The organism is Aquimarina sp. BL5, from assembly GCF_003443675.1.
In the GTDB taxonomy this organism is placed as follows: Bacteria; Bacteroidota; Bacteroidia; order Flavobacteriales; family Flavobacteriaceae; genus Aquimarina.
Map to the genome: position 1 here is coordinate 3,429,787 of NZ_CP031963.1, position 23,981 is coordinate 3,453,767.

The following is a 23,981-nucleotide window of genomic DNA, read 5'->3' on the forward strand; positions in this document are numbered from 1 at the left end:
ATTATAAAGAATGATAAAAACTTAATTGACTATTACTACTTCCCTTTCTAATTGGATGCTAAACTTTTTAAAAACTGAAGCATATATCTTTTCTGAAAAATCATAAATTTCGTTGCCTTCGGCGTCTCCGAAATTAACAATTATTAATGTCTGATCTTTATATAAACCAACACTTTTGTCATTTTTTCCTTGCCAACCACATTGCTTAATCAACCATCCAGCAGAAATTTTTACTTGACTTTTATTTAACGGGTAAATTACAGCGTTAGGATAATCCGATTTAATGGATTTAGCTTTTTCTATATCCACTATAGGGTTCTTAAAAAAACTACCTACATTTCCTACAACACTCGGACTAGGGATTTTTGAGTTTCTTTTAGCAATGATTGTTTTTCGAATATTTTTTAAAGAAATAAAACCTAAATTTTCAAAAATACTTCTCAACACTCTATAGTCTATACTAATAGCCCGCTTTTTGAAGTTAATCTTCAATGTTTTTAAAGCCTTTATGAAGTCCTTAAAAATTTGTATTAAATGTTGGAATAATTTAAATACATATATTCCTTTATACGATCTTATTCTCAACTTATACGGAGCAATTTTGGATAACTTAAATACCACGGATGTAATAACCGTTTTTTTAAATGCATCCTTCTTAAAAATACTGTTTCTATAAGAAAACTCGCATTGTTGATTGGTTAATACGACCTCTTCTTTCTTAATAATATCATATGCTTTTACTTGGTGTATTACTTCATTCACTTCCGTTCCATAGGCACCTATATTTTGTACTGGTGCTGCTCCGATATTACCTGGAATCAACGATAAGTTTTCAATACCATAATATTGGTTTTCTACGCAATAAGCCACAAACTTATCCCATTCTAGACCAGCTCCGACCTCTAAATAAACGTTTTCTTTATCTTCATTTATTTTAAGTATATCTTCGTTGATTGAATGAATAATTATGCCTTCAAAATTCTTTCTAAAAAGAACATTACTTCCTCCTCCTAAAATAAATACATCGGTAGATTCATTTATTTTCTCTTTTGAAAAAGAATCTAGTTCTTTTACTTCTTTAAACTCAAAGAAGCTCTTAGATTCAACGTTTACTCCAAACGTATTATACGACTTTAACGAATAATTCTCTCGTAAATTCATTCTACTTCTGATATAATTCTTTTCTTAAAATTTCTCTACTGTCAACAAAAATATAGTATAAACCAAAAACTAAGCTTTTTGTTTGAATCCAAAACAAATATCGATATCTTTTCATAAAAAGATGAACGAAATAGGAGGATAGAAAAAAAGCAGCTATTGATGCCCAAACAGCCCCTATCATTCCTAATTCTACAATCAGCACAAAATTAAGAACAATATTTGCTATACCACCTACAATGCTTTTTATATAAGCAATTTGGTGAATGTTTTCTATTATCATAATTTGACCAGCAACTGCTCCCATAGCCACTAAAGCTCCTTTAAAGGAAAAAATTTTCATTACCTCAATAGCTGGTAGATAATCATCTCCATAAAGAATTTTAATTATGATAGGAGATAGTACTAAAATAAATGTAGATAAAAACAAACTCCCCCATGTCATATAATCTGAAAATCTTTGCCTGAACTTTTTATATGCCTCAAAATTATTTTCCTTCTTTTTAATCAATGTTGGAACAATTGACTCAGATAAAATAATCGGAACAAAACTTATAATACTGGTTATGGAGACGGCTGCGGAGTATTGTCCAACTGCATAATCATCAATAAAAAGGCGCAACATAATTTGATCAACTCTTTGGAATACAATAATTGCAAAACCTGATAACACCAATGGCAAAGAATCTTTGACAAGTTTTATTCTTAACTCTTTATTATATTTCCAGCTGCTTACGGATTTACGCTGACTCTTGTAAAGAAGGATTAATAACAAGGAAAATACAAAAAAATCAATGGTTCTTAAAACAACGAAGTAAATGATTGTAGCTTCTCCATAAATTAACAATAAACCAGTAATCAATACTATTACTGTGGTTGCTACTTCTGCCTTAATGATCATTTTATTACTAAAACCAGCTATGAAATATGCTCTTAAGAAGCGAATTGCCTGAAAAAAGTAACTGATTCCATAGATAAGAATATAGAGTTTTACATTAAAGTCATCTTTAATATTTAAAACCACAATGGATAAAATCAAATACCCAACAGTAGCAAAAAAGAAACAAATGCGAAATGAAGTGCCTAATAATTCATTAGGACTACTTTCTTTTGTAGAAAACTCTCTTATTAATATACTCTGAAGTCTAAATTCTGCTAAGACAGAAAGCAGAGAAACAAAACTTACTACATAACTAATTACACCAAAATCCTCAGGACCTAAATACCTAGCAATAATAATACCTAATAAAGCTAATTTAACTCCTGAAAATAATTTTCCGAGAACTCCCCAAATTAAGTTAAAGACCTTGCTCTTATCAATTTTACTCTTAGTCACTAAAGGTGTTTTTGAGAAATCCTATGTTAAATCCCTATATTTCTTACTATTACTCTTTTACTTAAAACCTTCCTGAATTTATCTCTATCAAATAAGAAAAATTGTAATTCTTTGATTCTTTCAACATCAATATCGTATTCAGTAATAATATATTTGTGCCCTTTAATGTCTTTAAGAACGGGTTTTAAAGGTGTTGAAATATAGTCCTTGTCTTTTAATAAGTCGCCATATTTGTCTTTATTAAGGTACGTATGAATCGCCAAGGAAAACTTATTTATAGTTTCTGGAGTTACCTCATCATTTAATTTGATTACTAACATTCTTTGGTCATCGCTCTTCTTAATAAAAGCTAATGACCTTATAGAAACTCCTGTAATTAAATTTTGATTTACATTTCGAGTATATGGAAATGTCTTAAGTCCTTTCTCCAAATGCTTCTCATAATTTCTTTCTCTCGTATTACAAGAAACGAATACAATCAATGTTAAAAAAACTAAAAATTTATTCATCATTTTTATTTTTTAGAAACTCCACAAAAATCGATTATCCTTTTATCTAGGCTAATCTTAAGATTTAGGAATTCTTTGTGTGCTACAAGAAAAACAATAATATCTGCTTTGTCACAGGCTTCTTTGTAATCAGTGAGCTTAAACACACTATGTGTTTCTATATTAGGCTCAACAATGTAATATTCTTCATTATTGGCGTTTTGTAATACTTTCTGAGCAATATATTTGGCAGGAGATTCCCTCAAATCATCAATATTGGGTTTAAAGGCAAGCCCCATTATAGCGATACTGGGTTTTCTACCATGCTTTAATTGAAATTCGAGTTTTGCATTTTGCACTTTCTCTGCACACCAAAATGATTTATAATTATTTATTTCTCTTGCCTTTCCGATTATTTGAGACTCCATTGGATAATCGGCAACTATAAAATACGGATCAACAGCGATACAATGGCCGCCTACTCCACATCCAGGTTGCAGAATATTAACTCTTGGGTGTTTATTTGCCAAGTCTATCAATTCCCATACATTAATATCTGCTTTATCACAAATTAAAGAAAGTTCATTAGCAAAAGCAATTTGTACATCCCGAGAGGAGTTTTCAACCAACTTACACATTTCAGCAGTACGCGCATTTGTTTTATGTAATTCTCCTTTTATAAATTGACGATAAAAAGAGACAGCTTTTTTAGTAGATTTTTTATCAACACCGCCTATAACTCTATCGTTATGAACTAATTCATACATAACATTCCCCGGTAAAACTCTCTCAGGACAATAAGCAATGTTAAGATTTCCATCCAATTCAGGTCTTACAGAGTAAATTAACTCCATCATTTTTTCTGTTGTTCCTACTGGAGAAGTAGACTCTATAATATATAAATCATCTTCCTTTAATAACGGAATAATGGCCTTCGTTGCTGCTTCCACAAATGAAATATCCGGTTCATTTTTATCTTTGAATGGTGTAGGCACTACAATCAAATACGTATCACCTTGCACTGGTTTTGTATTCGCCCTAAGATATCCATTCTTAACAGCTTCGGAGACAGCTTCATCTAATTCTGGCTCCACAATATGAATTTTGCCCGCATTAATCGTGTCTACAACTTTTTCATTAACATCAACTCCGTGAACATATGTTCTATTTTGCGCGATTAAAGCAGCAGTGGGAAGTCCAATGTACCCCAAACCGACCATTACAACACTTGGCTTATTATTCATTCTTAAAATTTTGAAATATGTTCTACTATTCTTTGACAAGCCTTACCATCTCCATAAGGATTATGCAATCTACTCATACCTTCGTATGATGCTGTGTCAATCAAAAGCTTTTCTGTTTTGGTAATTATTTTATCTTTATCCGTTCCTACTAAAATTACCGTACCCGCGTCCACAGCTTCAGGTCTTTCTGTAGTATCTCTCATTACTAATACAGGTTTCCCTAAACTTGGTGCTTCTTCTTGGACACCGCCGCTATCAGTTATAATTAAATATGATTGATTCATTAACCAAACAAACGCAGGATATGAAAGTGGTGATATTAACTGAATATCATCTACTTCATTCAAAAGTTCATATACTGGTTTTTGTACATTTGGATTCAAGTGGACAGGATAAATGATTTGGGTCTCTGGATTATTAATTGCAATATGCTTTAATGCCTCGCAAATGTTTATAAAGCCCTGACCATGGTTCTCTCGTCTATGCCCAGTGACAAGAATTAATTTCTTATTAGGATCAACAATCTTCTTGAGATTCTCTATTTCTTCATCATTAAAACCTTCAACATTAACTTTGTCTACACTAAACTTAAGTGCGTCAATAACAGTATTTCCCGTAATTAATATAGAATCCTCACGTTTACTTTCGTTTATTAAATTCTGTTTCGAAGTATCTGTAGGAGAAAAGTGAATATCCGAGATAACCCCTGTAACACACCTATTCATTTCTTCAGGAAAAGGAGACTTCATATCAAAGGTTCTTAAACCAGCTTCCACGTGACAAACTTTTGCTCCAGAATAAAATGAGGCTATACTTGATGCCATAGTAGTAGTTGTGTCTCCATGAACATATACAAAATCTGGGCTAAATTCTTCTAATATTGGTTTTAACCCTGTTATAATATCCGCAGTTAAGCCATGTAAATTTTGATTTGGTTTCATTAAATCTAAATCAAAATCCGGCACAATCTCAAAAAAAGATAATACCTGATCTAACATTTCTCTATGTTGCGCTGTAATGCATACCTTTGTTTCAAAAACATCTTTGTGTTTTTGAAATTCTTTTACTAAAGGTGCCATTTTAATAGCTTCTGGTCTTGTTCCAAAAACAATTAGGTTTTTTTTCATCTAGTATTTTGAATATAGTTTTTTCAACGAATCTTTCCAGTCTAAAATCCTTAAACCAAAAGATTCAACACTTTTTATTTTACTTAAAACACTATATTTTGGTCTTTGTGCAAAAGTAGGGTAATTATCTGCTTTTTCAAGCTTTATTGAGTCCAGTTTACCGGAACTTTTTAAAATCTCATATGCAAAATCATACCATGTAGCTTCTCCCTCATTACTGAAATGATAAATCCCATATTTTGAAGAAGTACTTTTTATAATGTTTAGAATGAACTCAGCTAAATCATTCGCATTGGTTGGAGTACCCGTTTCTGATGTTACAATTGTTAATTCCTTCTCATTTTTTGACTTTTTTAGAATGGTTTTAAAAAAATTATTACCAAATTCAGAATATAACCAAGAAGTTCTTACAATGAAATACTTTTTAAGCGTCTTCTGGAGATATTGCTCCCCTACCAATTTAGACTTCCCGTACTCATTCATTGGATTAGGAATATCTTCTTCAGTATATGGAGTTCCTTTTTCTCCATCAAACACATAATCGGTTGAAATATGAATTAAAACTGTTTTATTTAAAAAGCAAACTTCAGCCAAATTCTTTACTCCTACTGCATTCACTAAAAAAGCCCTCTCACTCTCTTTTTCTGATAATTCAACATTAGTATATGCAGCGCAGTTAATTACATAATCGAAAGAATAATTTTTAAAAAAAAGAGCTATATTTTCTTTATCTGTAATGTCTAACTCCTTAAAATTTGTGAAATACAAATCTAAAGTCGGATAATTAATCTCTAATACTTTTATACATTTTCCTAATTGACCATCTCCGCCAGTTATCAGAACTTTTGTGTTATTTTTTTCTTTAAGATTCATCTTAAAAACTCATTCTGCTTAATTTAGACAATTATAATTGGATAAACTTTTAATCGTTACCAATATTATAATTTTTTAAATACTTGTTTAATGATAGAAGTACAAGACTCAGAAAGGTTAACAAAATAAAAATTAATGGAATTAATACTTTCTTCTTTAATAAGAAGTCATTCACAAGAGCTCCCTTATTTGGGAAATCAGAAATCACATTAATAATATTCTCGGAATCCGCTTTTTCCTGATTTAATTTAATAATTTCTGTATTCAGGATTTTAGCCTCATTCAAAAGGGCAATTTCCGAACGATCCAAATTTTGATTTTCTGAACTTAGATTAATACTTGTTCCAGAAGAATTCTCTGGTCTTTTGAGTTCCAACAACTTTAAGCTTTGATAAAATGATGTAAGGGAATCTACGTCAATTAGTTGTTTTCTAATAACAGAATCACTTATTCTTAAATTCAATTCATTCGTTTTTTTCTGAGTTTTAAAATAATCATTATTTTCAATAGAACGAACTATGGCTTTTTGGCATTTTTTAGCTACTTCTGGATTAATCCCCTCTAATTGAATTTTATGAAATCTAGCATTTATGTTATTAAAATTCTTTAAATAATCTTCGTAACTCAAACTCATTCTGGAAATAGAATCTAACTTTGAAACAAAATCACTGAACTGTTTTAATTTTTGGTTATCATCAGAGAAAGCTTCAATTTCAATTTTGGTTATTGTTTCTGCTTCTTTGTCCGATATTTTTAAAGAAGATGCCAAAGTTTGATATGCTCCTTCCTTTGCTAATTCATTATAAAACTCTACGTTATTATATAATTGTTGTGCACTATTAAAATTAGGTTCTACAATCATAGAAGACCTGTAAACCGGTTTAGAAACCGAATCCCAATACCATCCTATTGCTACACCTACTAAACCCGCTATTACGAACTTCAAAAAATTAATTCTAAGGAACTGGAGGAACTGTATGATTAAATGAAATACTCCTTTAAAAATATTTCCAATAAATCGAAATAATTTGTTTAATCCGTCACCTATTAGTTTAAATAATTGACCCAGATCTATTTCCTCAGAAGTGTTTTCTTTATTACTCATAATCAGTTACTGTTGATCTTTTAAAAGTGCCGCAAAGGTACTGTGTTTTCCATAAACAGAAAGAACTTTATATTATTTATTTAATTCACTAAAATTAGACAAAATATTATCTTTCTCTGATAATAAAATTTCTGATGATTTTAGTTTCCAATCGATTTCTAAATCGAAATCATCGTATCTAATTCCAGATTCTGCTTCTTTATGATAGTAATTATCGCATTTATAATTAAAAACAGCTTCATCACTTAATACAATAAATCCATGGGCAAAACCACTAGGAACAAATAACTGGTAATTATTTTGATCATTTAATTCTATTGCAAAATGTTTTCCAAGAGTAGGTGAATCCTGTCTTAGATCTACAGCTACATCTAACACGCTACCCCTTGTTACTCTTACTAGCTTTGCTTGAGCATATTCCCCCTTCTGGAAATGTAATCCTCTTAAAACACCTTTTGTAGAAGTTGACTGGTTGTCTTGAACAAAGTTAATTTTCAATCCGGTTAACTTCTCAAATGTTTTTTGATTAAAGCTTTCGAAAAAAGAACCTCTTTCGTCTTTGAATACTCTTGGTTTCAATATAAAACAGCCTTCGATATTTGTTTTTTCTATTTCCAAACGTGTATCTTTTATTTTATCATGTTTATTCTTTTTATGGATTCCAGCCAAAGTTTATCCTGAGTGACAATCGAAGGGCTGGAATGACATAAAATGAATATTAATCCAATTGTAATAAATATTTTCCATAACCGCTTTTAATTAGAGGTTTTGCTAATTCCTCAAGTTGATTCTTGGTTATAAAACCTTTTTTATATGCTACCTCTTCTATTGCTCCTATTTTTAAGCCTTGACGTTCTTCTATTACCTGAACAAATTGAGATGCCTGCATTAAAGAATTAAATGTTCCGGTGTCTAACCAAGCAGTACCCTTGTCTAATATACTTACTCTTAGTTTTCTTTCTTTAAGATATTCATTGTTTATATCAGTGATCTCTAATTCTCCTCTTTCACTTGGTTTGATATTTTTAGCAATTCTAACCACTTCATTATCATAAAAATAAATTCCTGGGACAGCATAATTAGACTTGGGGAATTTTGGTTTTTCTTCTATTGATATTGCGTTTCCTTTGCTATCAAAATCTACTACACCGTATCTTTCAGGATCTTGCACATGATACGCATAGATGATTCCTCCACTCGGATCATTATTACTTTCCAAAAGTTCCTCCAAACCAGAACCGTAAAAGATATTGTCTCCTAAAACTAATGCAACCTTATCTCTTCCAATAAAACTTTCACCAATAATAAATGCTTCTGCCAGTCCATTCGGTTCCTTCTGAATTGCATATTCAAACTCACATCCATACTTCTTGCCATCACCTAATAATTTTTTAAATAACGGTAAATCCAATGGAGTAGAAATAATTAGGATTTCTCTAATTCCAGCAGACATTAGTGTAGAAAGCGGATAATAAATCATAGGTTTATCATACACCGGCATTAATTGTTTACTTATTGCTAGCGTTAGTGGATGTAAACGCGTGCCTGATCCTCCGGCTAATATGATTCCTTTCATTCTACTATTGTTATCCTGTTTACAAGTTATATAGTTAACGAGCACAAAACTATATTTCTCAAAAAAAACAATTCATAATTTTTTGAGTAAATTTAGTATCATCCTTCTTATATAAATAATTTGTTTTTCTAAATCGATATCTTTTTCAATATAATATAATCGAACTGAAATTTCTATCTGAGTTTCCAATTCTGATAAAGAACCTAAAGCAATATATAGAAACCTAGAAAGTTCTTTATTTCCTTTTCTTCCACAACCCTCTGATATATTTGAAGGAATAGAAATGGCAGCTCTCCTTAACTGACTGACTAATCCATAAAGCTCAGACCGTGGAAAACGATCTGTTATTTTATAAATATTCTCCACTAAGAGCATTGATTCCTTCCAAACTCTCAAATCTTTATGTGATTGTATAGAGGTTCCCTTTTTATCCTTTTCAATCATTCAACTGATAACCCATAACTAGTTAACTATTATACTTCTCTAAATACCAGTGTATTGTTTTCTCAATTCCCGATTCAAAATTTTCTTCGGCCGTCCAACCTAATTCATTTTCTATTTTGGATGCGTCAATTGCATATCTAAAATCGTGACCTGGTCTATCAGTTACAAAAGTAATTAAATCCAAATACGATTTTCGATTTTTTAGTGGTTGGACTCTGTCCAGAATTTTGCATATTGTTATTGCTATGTGTATATTCTCTCTTTCGTTTTTACCTCCAATATTATAAGTCTCTCCCAGTCTTCCTTTTTCTAAAACTAAATCAATTCCTTTACAGTGATCTAACACATACAACCAATCTCTAATATTTTTACCGTCTCCATAAATTGGGATATTTTCTTCAGTTACTGCTTTTCTTATTATAGTTGGAATTAGTTTTTCATTATGTTGTCGCGGTCCATAGTTATTAGAACAATTAGTAGTAACCACGGGTAAACCATAAGTATGAAAATAGCTTCTTACCAGCATGTCTGAAGATGCTTTAGATGCACTATAAGGACTATTAGGAGCATACGCTGTTTGCTCGGTAAATAGTCCTGTCTCTCCAAGGGTTCCATATACCTCATCTGTAGACACGTGAAGAAACTTAGAATTCTCCAGACCTTTTTTGAAAACATTAGGGGAATCCATCCAACTCTGATAAGCAGCTTGAAGTAAATTAAAAGTACCTACAATATTGGTGTCTATAAAGGCTCCTGGGTTACTTATTGAATTATCTACATGAGATTCTGCAGCAAAATGTACTACCTCGTTTATTTTGTGTTCTGTGAAAATTTTTTGAACCAATGAAACATCACAAATATCTCCTTTGATAAATGAATAATCACAATCATTAGCTATTTGAAGATTATCCACATTTGCAGCATACGTAAGTTTATCAAGATTTACTATTTTGATGTCTTCTTGTTTTGATTTATAATTCAAATAATTTGATCCTATAAATCCAGCTCCTCCTGTTACTAATATGTTTTTAGACACGATACTATATAATTTAAACTAGTTGTTAATAAAATTCTCTAATTTTCCCGTAGAATTTTTAAATAAAAATATAATAGAAACAAAAAGACAAAGTAATACTGGTAATAATACAATTAATCGTTTATGTATTCCTATTGGATATGGAACAACATGACTGTGTTCTACTATATCAAATAGTTTGGTATCCAATTCGACAATTCTTTCCTGAAAACTAATTGTTCTCATTAAAGATTCCTTCTTATCTAAGAGTGAAGCTACTGTGGGTATTTCTGACTCACCTCCGATAACTATCACTTCCTTATCTTGATTAACAGGGTTTTTGCTTAACTTATTTAAATATTCTTCGATAAAAACTAAAGTCTCCTTATTCTTCTCTAAATTAGATTTTGTTTGTTTTAGTGTCAAAGAAATTTCATTACCAAAGTATTTGTTAGAGCCTACATAACCTAACAATTGTTTAGAAACTTTAGCATTATTTTTATTTTCTCCATTAAATATTAATGTCAGTTTATGATACTTGAAAAAGCTTTTATATTTCTCGCTATTTAAGGCTTCATCTTCATACCCATCCATAAACTGATTGAAAAAGTTTTGACCTTTATAAGTCCTTTGTAATTCATCCAAAACATCTTTAGATTGGATAATAGGTTCTAAGGTAATCTTCTTTAGGTCCTTTAAATCTGTCGAATCTAGATCTATTTCTTTTAAAAATAACTTATCTTTAAATTTAATATTCAAGTTATCTACAAATTCATATATATAAGATGTAGTATCATATTTAGGTTCTAAAATGATTTCTTGCTTATGTCTTTTATTTAGTTCAAACGTTTTCTCCAAAAAATAACCACCAATAGCCCCAACAACAAACAAAATCGAAAACAAAACCCACTTCTTTTTATAAAACAACAATGCTTTAATTAAAAGTTTTAGCAAACCTTTGACGCCTTTTACTACAGATTTAAAAAATTGTCCTAAATCTATTTCTATATTATTGGTTTTGTCACTCATACTATCTAAGCTTCATTAAATATCTGTTCCAAAATCTTCTCTGTAATCAAATATGTTGGTTTTACTCCTGTTGTCCCTAATCCTCCAGATGCTAAAGTACTACCTGTTTCTAATGGGTTATCAGAAGCGTAATATGCATAGTTTACTTTTACATCCGAACTTATACTACCTCGTAGTTTAGATGCTGATTGAATTGCTTTTTGATAATGAGCCCCTTCCATTTCCAATCCAATCACATTCCAAGTAGAATCGTGAAAAAACTTTAGTATGTCTCTATTCTGTAAAGAAGTTCCTAGTACAGTTATCATGGAACCATCGTAAATATCAATTCCATGCCCTTCTAAATCTTCTTTTTTTAATCCATTATCAAAAGGGTAGTTATCTGCTGTTCCTTCAAAAACGTGCGCAGAAGGTATCATGATATCTCCTTTCCCTCCTTCTAGAATACCTGCTTTTCCCATTAGAGAAACTGATTTAACATTAAGGTATTTTCTTTCTTCGGGTTTTACATATGGTTTCAGCAATTCATCCATGGTTTCGTACGCTTGTTCTCCAAACGCATAATCCATTACAATAATTACTGGTTTGTTTTCCTTTTTAACATCCGATATAAATGATGCATATGTCCCTTCTGTATGTTTCGAAGTATCAAATATCTGAACATTAATATTTGTGCCACTTTGATCCTCAATATAGGTCATTCCTTTCTGTAGGGCTAGTTTTTCTACTTTAGCTCTCAGTTTATCATTCTTGCTTTCACTAAGCAATTCATAAATATCAAAAGTAGTCTTATTCTTTAGTTCCGTTTTTAAAGCAATTGGCGCATACAATGTATTCATAACACTATGCATGTTTGCACTTATGATATGTATCGGTCTTTCTAATAAATTGAGTTGTTCTAATTTATTTTTTATGCTATTTGCCCATCGCTCTCCGTGGATATGATGTCCTAGACGTTCTCTTAAAACCGGACTAAACGTAACAATTCTCTTATTCCCGTTAACAGATTCATCCATTGCCAACTTACCTAACCAGTAAATTATATGAAGAAATCTCTCTTTATTCTCAGGACAAGAAAAACTATCGTAGATAGAGGTAACTTCCTGAAAAGTTCTTCCTAATATATTAGCTGTATGTGTTAGCGCAACTTCTCGTTCTGCCTTTGTAAGTTCTTTTTTAGAGGATACCGCGCTTTCTAATTTATCCCAATCTCGCGTTACGTTTCCTTCTTCGTTAATTACCACTCGATTCATAATCTTATGAGATTCGATAAATAAAAAAGTAAGGTGTGTAAGAATATCATAGATCTCTGATCTTCCACGAGTAATCTCGATATTCATCTGTTCTTTATCAATCCTATAACAGTTTCTTCTTCTTTTTGGAGGGACAATTACTTTAAAATGGGAGTTTTTATATCCTTCTTCACTAGTAAGGTTTATATAGCGACATTCTTCTATTCCAATTGGCAAACGATCGATTACGTATAACAACCCATCTAGTTCTACTTTTTCTTCTGCGACGGAGCCATAAATTTCTGGACGAAGTGTTAGCAATCCTTCTCTTAACGTATCTCCAGAAACTCCCATAGGCTTATAAAAACCTCTATTGAATAGGTGTCTCATGGTAATGTACATGCGTTCTATTGCACTTGAGCTTTCTTGGGATCTTGTTCTTCCTTGTAATTTCAAATTTGGCATAAATTTTTCGCAACAAATATATAACTTATTTAACTATGCTGATTGTTAAGGAATCGGCAATTTTTCTATCATTAGAAAGCCTTGGTAATTTATTTTGTCCTCCTAATTTTCCAATAGATTTCATATAATCATTAAAACCATCTTTGGGAACTGTTCTGACTTTGAGAGTTGTTAGTACATTTCCTACTATCAAATCATCATAATATGTGTTCTGTTTTCGTAAAGAATTATCAATTTGCAAAGCGAATTCTTCTATATCTCCTGGTGTTTCCTGAAACTCCACAAACCATTCGTGATACGGCAGCTCTGAGTCATCTGGATTGATTTGCGGTGCTACAGTAAACTCTTTGATCATTGTTCCGGTTGTTTCTGCTGCTTCTTTTATAGATTGTTCTACCTCTTTACCAATTACATGCTCCCCAAATGCAGAAATAAAATGCTTAATTCTGCCAGAAACCACCAATCTATATGGCGAAGTACTGGTAAACATCACTGTATCCCCAATGTTATATGCCCACAATCCAGCATTAGAAGAAATGAGCATAACATAATTCACTCCTACCTCAACATCTTTAATCGTTAATCGTTTTCGGGTTTCTTCAAAAAACTCGTCTGTTTTTACAAATTCATAAAACATTCCAGAGTTCAATTGCAACAACATTCCTTTTTCATGTTGTTTATCCTGAAAAGCAAAAAAACCTTCAGATGCGGGATATAATTCAATACTGGCAACTTTTCTCCCTATTAGTTTTTCGAAAGTAGCTTTGTAAGGTTCATAGTTTACACCTCCGTAAATAAACAATTCGAAATTTTTGAACAACTCTCCAATAGGTTTTCCTGTTTTCTGTTTAAGTTTTTCAAAATACATTTGCACCCACGGTGGTATTCCGCTGATGATAGTCATGTTTTCATCTACAGTTTCTTCCACTATAGCATCTACTTTTGTTTCCCAATCATCAATACAATTAGTTTCCCAACTTGGTAGTCTGTTTTTCTGTAAATATTTTGGCACGTAATGCGCTACAATTCCTGAAAGCCTTCCTAAATTTATTCCGTTCTTTTCTACAAGTTCCGGGCTTCCCTGAAGAAATATCATTTTACCATCTACAAAAGCAGTTTTTCCACTTTCCGCAATATAACACAGAATAGCATTTCTTGCAGCTTGGATATGTGTTGGCATGGAATCTGAAGTTAACGGAATATATTTTACTCCGCTCGTAGTTCCGGATGTTTTAGCAAAATAAATTGGTTTTCCAGGCCATAATACATCGCTTTCTCCTTTTACAACGCGATCTACATATGAACGCAGTTCTTCGTAATCACGGATCGGAACTTTTTTTACAAAATCTTGGTGTGTTTTTATAGTATGGAAACCATGATCTTTACCAAAAGCTGTTTTTCCAGCATTCAGTATTAACTCATTAAAAACCTTTTCTTGAGTTTTTATAGGGTTTTTAGCCCACTTGTTTATCTTTTTACGGATATGCTTTGCAAAAATCTTTGCCCCTAATGATTTAATAGACATTATCTGTTATTATTCAAAATCAATAAATTTTGATGGATCTGTAGGATATCCATCTCTCCACAATTCAAAATGTAAATGCGGCCCTGTCGAAAGTTCTCCAGTTGATCCTGCTGTTGCTATTACCTCTCCAGCCTTTACTAACTCTCCTTGTTGTTTTGTCAGCGAAGCGTTATGCTTGTAAACTGTCAGTAAACTATTTCCATGTTCTAATATGATCACATGACCTGTTTCTGACGTCCATTCTGCAAAAATTACAGTTCCGGCAGCAGCAGCTTTGATTGGAGTATCTTTTGGCACTGCCACATCGATTGCATAATGTTTTTCATTAACGTTATACTTGGATGTAATACTACCTTTTACAGGCGGAAATAGTGAAAAATCAGTACTTGATTTTTCACTTTCGAACAAACTGTATTTGTCCTCTCTAGAAACCTCTTCTCTAAGTTTCATATCTTGTTCTGATGGACTTAGGTCTACTTCTTCTGGATTTAACTTTTGTGATTGTAGTGCAGAATCAATATCAAACTCTACTGTCTTAACATCTCCTATCAAGACTTTCTTGATGGATTTATAATATTCCTGATTAACAGTTAATACAGTTTCCAAAGAATCTGCAGTAGAAACTAATCTAGTTGCTTTTTGATTCAGAGATGTGGAAGAATATCCAGGAATGTATTCTCTTAATGGAGTAAAAGCTATTAGAATGGTTGTACAAGAAACTAAAACGATCGAAGTAATCATAACCAATACAAAAACATTAAGCCTTGTTAGTTTAAATGATATTCTTTCCTCAAAGGTATCTTCGTTAAGAATTACTAATCGATACTTGTTTAGTAGTTTTTTGGTAATTCTTTTTTGTTCTTTTTTCTTTTTAGCCATAGATTAATCTACTATCAGGGCAATTGTGTTTGTTACGCAAATATACATATTCTGTTTAGGGATAAAAATGCTAAATTCTACAATATTACCATTTGTCATTTGAATTTACTGGAATAAAATTCAAACAATAACTAGTATAAAACGTTATTTAGGTATGAATAGTCTTATTATAAGGTGTGAATATTATCACAAAAGGAGTTTTTAGCACTTCAAAAATGTCTTTTTTATCTAAATCTTGTTAACTTTGTAATCTAATTTTAAGATCATGATGTCATTAAGTGTATTTTTAGGAATGTTAGGCCCTTGGCAAATCGCCTTGATTGTTGCTGTGGTTTTACTTTTGTTCGGAGGTAAAAAAATTCCGGAATTGATGAGAGGTTTAGGAAGCGGGATCAAAGAATTTAAAGATGCCTCAAAAGAAGAAGAAGATCCTAATAAAATAGAAGAGAAAAAATAACCTATAGTTATATAGAAGTAAAAATGCCCAGCTTATATAAGTTGGGCATTTTTTATTGAATAAATCGTTGACAACTAAAAATAAGTTATACTAAAGTAATCAAAAAACCACAGTTGTTAACGATTTGTGAAAACATAAACTATTATTTAGGAATGTATCATACATTGCTCATTTACAACGAATAAATAAAAAATTGTTCCCAAAAAATAACCATGAAACCTTAATATTGACATATTAAACGTTTTATTTTTACGGTAAAACCATAAAATCTGTGTATTTCATCGAAATAAAAAACCACTTCATCTAAAAGTTATTCATATGTTTTATTACATCGTTATTTCGTGTTAATTTTGAGTCAAATAAGTAAGTAACTTCATAAAGCCCCAAACTATGAAAACTATATTTTTTACCATCGCAGTTTTATTTTCTTTCTCTACCATTAGTGCACAAGAGATTACTAATGAGAATACAACCACTGTTAAGGCATCAAAAGCAGATTTTTATAACGCTATTATAAAGGCAAATAACTTTGATATTACGATCAAGGAAAACAAAAAAGAAGTTACTAATACTACTAAAAAGGATTTTTATAATCTTTTATTAGAAAAAAACGGTTTTAATACTGATACTAAAAAAACAACAAGATTAACAAATCTTGTAAACAAAGAAGAAAATAAAAGAATCACTCAAAAAAATGCTACTGCAAGTTTACTTCCATAATTAGCTGGGGCATAAAAATATAGTAAATACTCCTTTTAGATAAAAAGGAGTATTTTTTTTGACTTTAATCTACCAAAGAAAGCTGAATTCTCTTTCTGGGTAAATCTATACTCATTACAGTAACCATCAGGTGCTGGTTTAATTGAACTACCGCATTTACATCACTGATATATTCATTCGCTAATTTTGAGATATGTATCAATCCACTTTCTTTAATACCAATATCTACAAAACATCCAAAATTAGTTATGTTATTTACTATTCCTGGTAATTTCATTCCGGCTTTTAGATCATTAATTGTTTTCACATTGGGATCGAATTCAAAAACAGTTGCTTTCTTTCTTGGATCGACACCTGGTTTTTCTAACTCTTTCACTATATCTGTAAGAGTTGGTAGCCCTACATTCTCAGAAATATAATTCTGTAATTTGATACTGGTAATCGCTGTTTTATTTCCTATTAATTCTTTTAGCTGGACACCTACATCTTTTGCCATTTTAGACACTAATTTGTATCGTTCGGGATGCACTGCGGAATTATCTAGTGGATTGTTAGGATCTGTAATTCTCAAAAAAGCCGCTGCTTGTTCATAGGCTTTACCTCCAAGTCGTGGAACTTTTTTTAATTCTTCTCTAGATTGTAGTGCTCCATTTTCTGATCGATAGTTTACTATGTTTTCTGCCAGCTTATCTCCTATTCCGGATACATAGCTTAATAAAGGTGCACTAGCGGTATTTACATTAATCCCTACACTATTTACGCAACTCATCACCACTGTATCGAGTTCACTTTTTAGTTTGGTTTGATCGACATCATGCTGATATTGGCCAACTCCAATTGCTTTAGGATCTATTTTTACTAGTTCTGCTAGAGGATCTGCCAATCGTCTGCCAATAGATACTGCTCCACGAACTGTTACATCATAATTAGGAAACTCTGCTCTTGCAATTTTAGAAGCAGAATATACAGATGCCCCACTTTCATTAACCATAAACACTTGAATAGGACCTTCGAATGGAATTTTTTTGATAAACGCCTCTGTCTCTCTAGCGGCAGTTCCATTACCTATGGCTATAGCTTCAATTTTATATGCATTTACTAAAGACTTAATCTTTTTTATCCCGTTAGTAGTTTCACGCTGTGGTGGATGCGGATATATATTTTCATTATGTAATAAATCTCCTTGTTCATCTAAACAAACCACTTTACAACCCGATTTAAAACCAGGATCTAATGCCAGAATACGTTTCTGCCCTAATGGAGAAGCTAGTAACAATTGTTTTAGGTTATGAGCAAAAACTGTGATTGCATTGTCATCTGCTTTTTCTTTAGCCTGATTTAATACTTCCGTAGAAATTGCAGGTGTTAATAATCTTTTATACGCATCAGCAATCGCTAGAAACATTTGATCAGTACACGCTTCGATATTGGACTTGATCATAATATCATCTATGATATCTAGTGCATCATTTTCAGGAACCGAAATTTTTACTCTTACTATCTTTTCATTTTCAGCTCTAAGAATGGCTAATAATCTATGCGAAGGACATTTTTGTAGTGGTTCTTCCCACTCAAAATATTGTTGATACTTTTGTGCCTCTTCTTCGTCTTTTTTTGTTTTTACTACTGCAGAAGATATAGCGGCTCTGCGTTGATATAATCTTCGCAATCTATTTCTTACTTTTTCATCTTCACTAATCCATTCTGCAATAATATCTCTTGCTCCTTGTAAAGCTAAGTCCTCATTAATAATTGTACTATTTAGGTATTTAGAAGCTACAAATAGAATTTCTTCTTCACGTTGCTGCATTATGATCTTGGCCAAAGGTTCTAACCCCTGTTCTTTTGCAACGGAAGCCCTAGTCTTACGCTTTTTCTTATAGGGTAGATATAGATCTTCTACTTCAGATAAGGTTTGTGCACTTTCTATACGTTTCTGCAATTCTGGTGTTAGCGCTTCTTGCTCTTTTATACTTGCAAGAACGCTTTCCTTCCTTTTTTGTAAGGCTTCAAAAGCGGTTTTATACTTTACAATTTCGCCAATCTCTACCTCATCGAGATTGCCGGTCATTTCTTTACGATATCTAGAAATAAATGGAATTGTCGCTCCATCATTCAGTAATTCGATGGTTTTAGTGATTTGCTTTTCCGAAACAGGAACCTGTTTCGCTATAAAAGAAACAATATTCATTGGTTACATTTTTTGAACCGCTAAATATATTATAAACCATGTCTAATATCAAAACTTATTGATAATTGGTCTTATCTTACTTTTAAAGTGGGGCGAAGGTTTTTAAATGTTTAGATTCTGTTTCTGAGAAAAACATCCATTCAAAAAGTAGGCGTTTTAGCTCTTTTCATTTGAAGAAATCTAGTTTAAAGAATCTCCTCGCTGCGACGAGGAGATTTAAAATGTATGTTTCTTGAGTGTTTTTCTAATCGAACTTAATAGTTTTAATAATCGCTTCTAACTCGAAGATATAATTTCTTTTTCGTACTGATGGTGCCAGCACAAAACCCTCTATAACAAACTGCCTATTGTTAGCTACATCATTAATTACATAATTTACAAAAGGGCCCGCCATATATCTGTCTTTAATTTCCCAAGTACCCTTGGTTTCGAATGTAAATTTGTTGTCTAAAGAAGTTTCATACAGATATGGTGCATACGCTTCTTCGGTAATAAATTTTCCTGAGTTGGTAGGGATTTTTAATTGACCAATAGAGTCTCTCACTTTTATGATCTTTGCAATGGTACTAGAATCTTTTGATATTGATCCTAATGGAAGTTCATAAATCATAAGGTTCATGTCTCCGTTCTTGATGTCCTTACGCAACCAAAAAAACTTGTCTTCTTCTTTAGCAATTCGATATGCAGAAGGTATTTTAAGAGTAATTCCCATCTTTTCTTGCAATTGAGGAATATATTCTACTGATTTTTTTATTCTATATTGTTTTTCTTTGATTTCTACATTTTTGTATTTAGTAATTATACCATCAGCTCTTTCTTTAATCAAACGGATAATCTCATCTTCATTGGTACCAGTTATTACATAACCCAATTGAGGAGTGGCATACTTGTTTTTTGCTATATATACTTTGGATTCTTCTCCTTTTTCAATTTTAAGAAACATTCTCCTTCTTCTGGCAATCCCGGTAAAAGCTTCGGCAGGTAGCTGTCTCATAGAAAACAAAGGTTCTTCTTGAGGTAAGCCAGGAACCTCTGCCCCAAAATATTTACGTATAGTATCCCCTAAACTTCCTGTCCAAGACTCATTGTCAATGACCACAGAAAGTTCATTTATTTTACCCACAGATTGAGCAAGAGAACCGTTTATTTTTTCTGAAGTATCCTTTTTAGTCTCCGTACAACTAATTAAACATAATACTGAGATAATGGCAAGAGCTAGTTTTTTCATAATACAAATATACTTGGGATGTGCTAATATCAAAAATATAATATCCAGATAACGGATATAATACTCTTTATGACATCATAAACCGTTCCAATTGTATTTTTAAATCGAAAAGAAAGTATTAATTCAAAAGTGGATCGCTGAGATCAAACGCATTACAACTATCGGAGTCATTACTTGAAGATTTTATCGCACATATTGTTCCTTTAGCTTTAAAACTATCTCCATTATCAACCAATAACTCATATGTAAACACCTTTTGAGCAAAAGAATCATCTATCAAATCAGCACCAAATATTTGATTCAAATGATAATTACTGCTTTCAAAAACTAAAGTGTTATTCGAAAAAACTCGTAAAGAATTGTTAGGATACGCTGCCAAACCTGATATTACGAAAATATCATTTATACCGTCGCTATTAGGAGTAATCACATTAAAAGGCTCTATTTCTATATCTCCAGATAGGTTATTTATTTCAACAACAAAAGCATCTTGTCCACAACAGGAAGAATTGTTGTTACCATCATCATTATCACTACAACTGACCACAATGAAAAACGACACTGCTATTAGTATATATTTATTCATGAATTTTTTTGGTAAATTAAAGTTCTAAGGTTTACTAGGATTTAGACAATTTTAACTTCATACCTGGTTTAATTCCTGTACCGCTGATATTGTTCCAACTTCTGAGGTTTTCGATAGAGACTCCTTTAAACTTTTGTGAAATGCTCCATAAAGTATCCCCTGATTTTACGGTATACACTTCAGAGCTTCCTGAGTTAGCACTTGCAACAGCTGTTTTAGTATTTGTTTTCTTTTTTGGCCTATCCACAGAAGGTCTGCGTGGATATATAGTTAATCGCTGTCCGATCCTAAGATTATTACTTCTTAGTCCATTCCATCTCTTTATTTGGCTTACACGTACTCCATATCTTCTAGCTATTTTTCCTAAGAAATCTCCACTACGTACTCGATACCTGATTCTATCATTAGCTTCAATAAACTTAGGAAGTGGTTTTTCTCGTTTATTGAACTCTTCCTGCGCAAGTGCATATAATTGATTTTCGTTTGTAACAAACTTACCTACTTGATCTAGTGGCAAACGCAACACATAGTTTTCATCTTTTATATGCGGAATGATATCTAATTTATATGAAGGATTTAGAAACTGTAACTCTTCCATATTGATATCCATAACTTCAGAAACCTGATCTAAAGTGATCATTTGTTTTACTTTAATAGTATCCGTTTCGAAATATGCAAATTCTGGTCGTCTAGGCTTAAATCCATGTTCTTCTGCATATTCAAAAATATACATTGTTGCCAAAAATGCAGGTAGATATCCTGCTGTCTCCCTTGGGAGGTTATGACGAATGTTCCAGTAATTCTTATATCCGCCACTTCTTCTTATTGCTTTAGTAACATTTCCTGGTCCCGAATTGTATGATGCCAGTGCCAGATCCCAATCACCAAATACGCGATAAAGACTTGCTAAATATTTACAGGCAGCTTGTGTCGCCATAATAGGGTCCATGCGTTCGTCTACATATGAGCTAACTTCTAACCCAAACATTTTACCGGTTCCAAACATAAATTGCCAAAGCCCGGTTGCACCAACTCTAGATTTCGCTCTCGGTTTTAATGCAGATTCTACAATTGCCAAATATTTTATTTCTAAAGGGATATTCTGATTATCCAGCTCTTGTTCGAATAATGGAAAATAAAATTCACTTAAGGCCATTAGTCTTTCTAAATGCTCGTGACGATTCTTAAGATAATTCTTAATAACACTTTCTAATGAAGGATTATACTCCACGTTAAAAGGAGTACGGGCATTCAATTCTGCTAATCTAGCTTTTAACGTATCCGTAGGAAGATCTACATACTCTACCGGCTCGTATTCTAATTCTGTAACCGACTTATAGATCGTATCAAATAAACTAGAATTGTATAATTCTTGTTTCCAAATAGCATCTAATTGTGCCATTTTTGGATGATCTTGTGCAGAATACATCACACTATCCTTAGCACTGGTCTTTGTGAATGTTGTGGTTTTTAGTTCGCCTATTGTACTAATCACTTTGGTCGTATCAATTACCTGAACAGTATCTTTTTTTAGTGTAAGCTCTTTATCAAGTGATAGTATTCTGGAAGTTTTTGTATTTGTGGATGAAGGAATAGTATCCTGAGCCTGCAGTGTGCTAAGGCAAAAAATAAAACTAAGATATAACCAACAATTTTTATTCATTTTCGGATATTGTTTACAATTACTCAAACTAACGGATATTTTGGGGTGATTAGTACGATCTTTCAACAAGTTATCAACAACACCGCTGCGAAAATCGCATTTTTTTTCTTAAATCCAAAAAATCAGCAAGTTAAAAACATAAAAAAATCAGTCTAAATGACTGATTTTTAATAACTTTTAGTTTTATTAAGACTTTTCTTACGAAAATTTGTGTCTTTTATTAATTAGTAAATAAATCTAAGAAATTAATTTATAGAATTATACCCTATTATTATACAGGATAAATTCAATTTACTTTCCGATTGCTGCAATACCAGGAAGCGTTTTTCCTTCTAAACTTTCTAACATCGCTCCGCCACCGGTAGAAACATAACTTACTTTATCACCAAAACCAAACTGTTTTACTGCTGCAACTGAATCACCACCTCCTACAAGAGAGAACGCTCCTTTTTCCGTTGCTTCGGCAATAGAATGACCTAATGTTATTGTTCCGTTTGCGAAGTTTTCCATCTCAAATACTCCCAATGGTCCGTTCCAAAGTATTGTTTTTGAATTTAATATCACCTGATGAAAATTCTTTAATGTTTCCGGTCCAGCATCTAATCCTTGCCATCCATCAGGAATTGCATCAACACTCATTGCTCTCGTATTCGCGTTGTTATCAAAAGCATCCGCCCCAATTACATCAACTGGTAAGTGTATTTGTACTCCCTTTTCTTTTGCTTTCTTTAAAATTTCCAAAGCCAACTCCTGCTTATCGTCTTCACAAATAGAGTCTCCTATTTTTCCTCCTTGCGCTTTGACAAATGTATATGTCATTCCACCACCTATTATTAGGTGGTCTACTTTGTCTAAAATGTTTTCTATAATAGTAATTTTAGAAGAAACCTTAGATCCTCCTAACACTGCAGTAATTGGTTTTTCTCCGCTCTTTAGTACTTTGTCAATACTTTCAATTTCTTTGGATAATAGATCCCCGAAGCACTTACTTTCTGGAAAAAACTGTGCTACGATTGTTGTGGAAGCATGTGCTCTATGCGCTGTACCAAAAGCATCATTTACATAAATATCGCCTAATTTAGATAATTGCTCAGCAAAACCAGTATCTCCTGCAGTCTCTTCTTTATGAAATCTTAAGTTTTCAAGTAATAATACTTCACCAGGATTTAATTGTGCCACAGCATCTTCCGCTTCTTTACCAACACAATTGGTTACAAATTTTACTTGTACACCGATTACCTGTGATACCTCATCTACTATGTGATTTAATGAAAATTCATCCTGAACTCCTTTCGGACGACCTAAATGAGACATTAAAACAGCACTTCCACCATCTTCTAGTACTTTGATAATTGTTGGTTTAGCAGCTTCAATTCTGGTACTATCAGTTACCTTAAAATTTTCATCTAGAGGAACATTAAAATCTACTCGAATTAATGCTTTTTTATTTTCAAAATTGAAATCATTGATTGTCTTCATCGGATTGGATTGATTTTTCGCAAACGAAAATAATTCTATTTCCTTAAAAACTTTGAAAACCAATGGAAAAAGTGTGCTATTTTTTCTACAAAGTTCCACTTTTATCGATTTTTAGCAAAAAGATGCTTTTCAATGAAAAAATCACATTTTATTTCTCTCTA

The 23,981-nt window shown here is 32.1% G+C and carries 22 protein-coding genes; 2 read left to right on the forward strand and 20 right to left on the reverse strand.

All coding sequences use genetic code 11. The features are described from left to right. Nucleotides 1-21: 21 nt before the first annotated feature. From D1818_RS14395 to D1818_RS14465, 15 genes are all read right to left on the reverse strand, one after another. Nucleotides 22-1,161, reverse strand: coding sequence for an FAD-binding protein (locus tag D1818_RS14395; RefSeq protein WP_118459699.1), 1,140 nt, complete (start codon nt 1,159-1,161; stop codon nt 22-24). A 1-nt stretch (nt 1,162) separates the two neighbouring features. Then, nucleotides 1,163-2,494: a flippase gene (locus D1818_RS14400; RefSeq protein WP_118459700.1), complete on the reverse strand. Its 1,332-nt coding sequence runs from the start codon at nt 2,492-2,494 to the stop codon at nt 1,163-1,165. A gap of 26 nt (nt 2,495-2,520) precedes the next feature. Next, nucleotides 2,521-3,006 (reverse strand): hypothetical protein, encoded by a 486-nt coding sequence (locus D1818_RS14405; protein ID WP_118459701.1) that lies wholly within the window; start codon nt 3,004-3,006, stop codon nt 2,521-2,523. Between the two features lie 2 nt (nt 3,007-3,008). Further along, nucleotides 3,009-4,226: a UDP-N-acetyl-D-mannosamine dehydrogenase gene (gene wecC / locus D1818_RS14410; protein ID WP_118459702.1), complete on the reverse strand. Its 1,218-nt coding sequence runs from the start codon at nt 4,224-4,226 to the stop codon at nt 3,009-3,011. A 2-nt stretch (nt 4,227-4,228) separates the two neighbouring features. After that, nucleotides 4,229-5,353, reverse strand: coding sequence for a non-hydrolyzing UDP-N-acetylglucosamine 2-epimerase (gene wecB, locus D1818_RS14415; protein WP_118459703.1), 1,125 nt, complete (start codon nt 5,351-5,353; stop codon nt 4,229-4,231). Beyond that, nucleotides 5,354-6,226 carry a dTDP-4-dehydrorhamnose reductase gene (rfbD, locus tag D1818_RS14420; protein ID WP_118459704.1) on the reverse strand — a complete coding sequence of 291 codons (873 nt, stop codon included), beginning with the start codon at nt 6,224-6,226 and terminating at the stop codon, nt 5,354-5,356. A 49-nt stretch (nt 6,227-6,275) separates the two neighbouring features. Next, entirely contained in the window at nt 6,276-7,331 is a 1,056-nt protein-coding gene (locus D1818_RS14425) for a hypothetical protein (RefSeq protein ID WP_118459705.1), read from the reverse strand. Nucleotides 7,332-7,403: 72 nt separating this feature from the next. After that, entirely contained in the window at nt 7,404-7,949 is a 546-nt protein-coding gene (rfbC, locus tag D1818_RS14430) for a dTDP-4-dehydrorhamnose 3,5-epimerase (protein ID WP_118463757.1), read from the reverse strand. 100 nt (nt 7,950-8,049) lie between these two features. Continuing rightward, nucleotides 8,050-8,907 carry a glucose-1-phosphate thymidylyltransferase RfbA gene (gene rfbA / locus D1818_RS14435; protein ID WP_118459706.1) on the reverse strand — a complete coding sequence of 286 codons (858 nt, stop codon included), beginning with the start codon at nt 8,905-8,907 and terminating at the stop codon, nt 8,050-8,052. A 72-nt stretch (nt 8,908-8,979) separates the two neighbouring features. Further along, a complete protein-coding gene (locus tag D1818_RS14440) occupies nt 8,980-9,351 on the reverse strand; it encodes a four helix bundle protein (RefSeq protein ID WP_118459707.1) in 372 nt (123 codons plus the stop codon). Between the two features lie 22 nt (nt 9,352-9,373). Next, the gene (rfbB, locus tag D1818_RS14445; RefSeq protein ID WP_118459708.1) at nt 9,374-10,387 is read right to left on the reverse strand and encodes a dTDP-glucose 4,6-dehydratase; all 1,014 of its coding nucleotides are present in this window, start codon (nt 10,385-10,387) and stop codon (nt 9,374-9,376) included. Nucleotides 10,388-10,405: 18 nt separating this feature from the next. Next, nucleotides 10,406-11,395 carry a hypothetical protein gene (locus tag D1818_RS14450; RefSeq protein WP_118459709.1) on the reverse strand — a complete coding sequence of 330 codons (990 nt, stop codon included), beginning with the start codon at nt 11,393-11,395 and terminating at the stop codon, nt 10,406-10,408. A 5-nt stretch (nt 11,396-11,400) separates the two neighbouring features. Further along, nucleotides 11,401-13,092: a hypothetical protein gene (locus tag D1818_RS14455; RefSeq protein ID WP_118459710.1), complete on the reverse strand. Its 1,692-nt coding sequence runs from the start codon at nt 13,090-13,092 to the stop codon at nt 11,401-11,403. Between the two features lie 25 nt (nt 13,093-13,117). Then, the gene (locus D1818_RS14460) at nt 13,118-14,617 is read right to left on the reverse strand and encodes a GH3 auxin-responsive promoter family protein (RefSeq protein ID WP_118459711.1); all 1,500 of its coding nucleotides are present in this window, start codon (nt 14,615-14,617) and stop codon (nt 13,118-13,120) included. Between the two features lie 9 nt (nt 14,618-14,626). Next, on the reverse strand, nt 14,627-15,496 hold the full coding sequence (locus tag D1818_RS14465; protein ID WP_118459712.1) for a M23 family metallopeptidase: 870 nt from the start codon (nt 15,494-15,496) through the stop codon (nt 14,627-14,629). A 265-nt stretch (nt 15,497-15,761) separates the two neighbouring features. Between D1818_RS14465 and tatA the strand changes: the two genes are divergently transcribed. Both tatA and D1818_RS14475 read left to right on the forward strand, forming a co-directional pair. After that, nucleotides 15,762-15,953 carry a twin-arginine translocase TatA/TatE family subunit gene (tatA, locus tag D1818_RS14470; RefSeq protein ID WP_027394483.1) on the forward strand — a complete coding sequence of 64 codons (192 nt, stop codon included), beginning with the start codon at nt 15,762-15,764 and terminating at the stop codon, nt 15,951-15,953. Between the two features lie 390 nt (nt 15,954-16,343). Then, on the forward strand, nt 16,344-16,673 hold the full coding sequence (locus D1818_RS14475; RefSeq protein WP_118459713.1) for a hypothetical protein: 330 nt from the start codon (nt 16,344-16,346) through the stop codon (nt 16,671-16,673). Between the two features lie 64 nt (nt 16,674-16,737). On the opposite strand, the gene D1818_RS14480 is transcribed toward D1818_RS14475, so the two are convergent. From D1818_RS14480 to pgk, 5 genes are all read right to left on the reverse strand, one after another. Further along, nucleotides 16,738-18,864, reverse strand: coding sequence for a Tex family protein (locus tag D1818_RS14480; protein WP_118459714.1), 2,127 nt, complete (start codon nt 18,862-18,864; stop codon nt 16,738-16,740). 244 nt (nt 18,865-19,108) lie between these two features. Further along, complete coding sequence (locus tag D1818_RS14485; protein WP_118459715.1) at nt 19,109-20,092, reverse strand: DUF4837 family protein; 984 nt, start codon at nt 20,090-20,092, stop codon at nt 19,109-19,111. 118 nt (nt 20,093-20,210) lie between these two features. Next, nucleotides 20,211-20,678, reverse strand: a complete 468-nt coding sequence (locus D1818_RS14490) for a gliding motility-associated C-terminal domain-containing protein (protein ID WP_118459716.1) — start codon at nt 20,676-20,678, stop codon at nt 20,211-20,213. 34 nt (nt 20,679-20,712) lie between these two features. Further along, nucleotides 20,713-22,341 carry a LysM peptidoglycan-binding domain-containing protein gene (locus D1818_RS14495; RefSeq protein ID WP_118459717.1) on the reverse strand — a complete coding sequence of 543 codons (1,629 nt, stop codon included), beginning with the start codon at nt 22,339-22,341 and terminating at the stop codon, nt 20,713-20,715. Between the two features lie 291 nt (nt 22,342-22,632). Next, nucleotides 22,633-23,820: a phosphoglycerate kinase gene (pgk, locus tag D1818_RS14500; protein WP_118463760.1), complete on the reverse strand. Its 1,188-nt coding sequence runs from the start codon at nt 23,818-23,820 to the stop codon at nt 22,633-22,635. Nucleotides 23,821-23,981 lie beyond the last annotated feature (161 nt).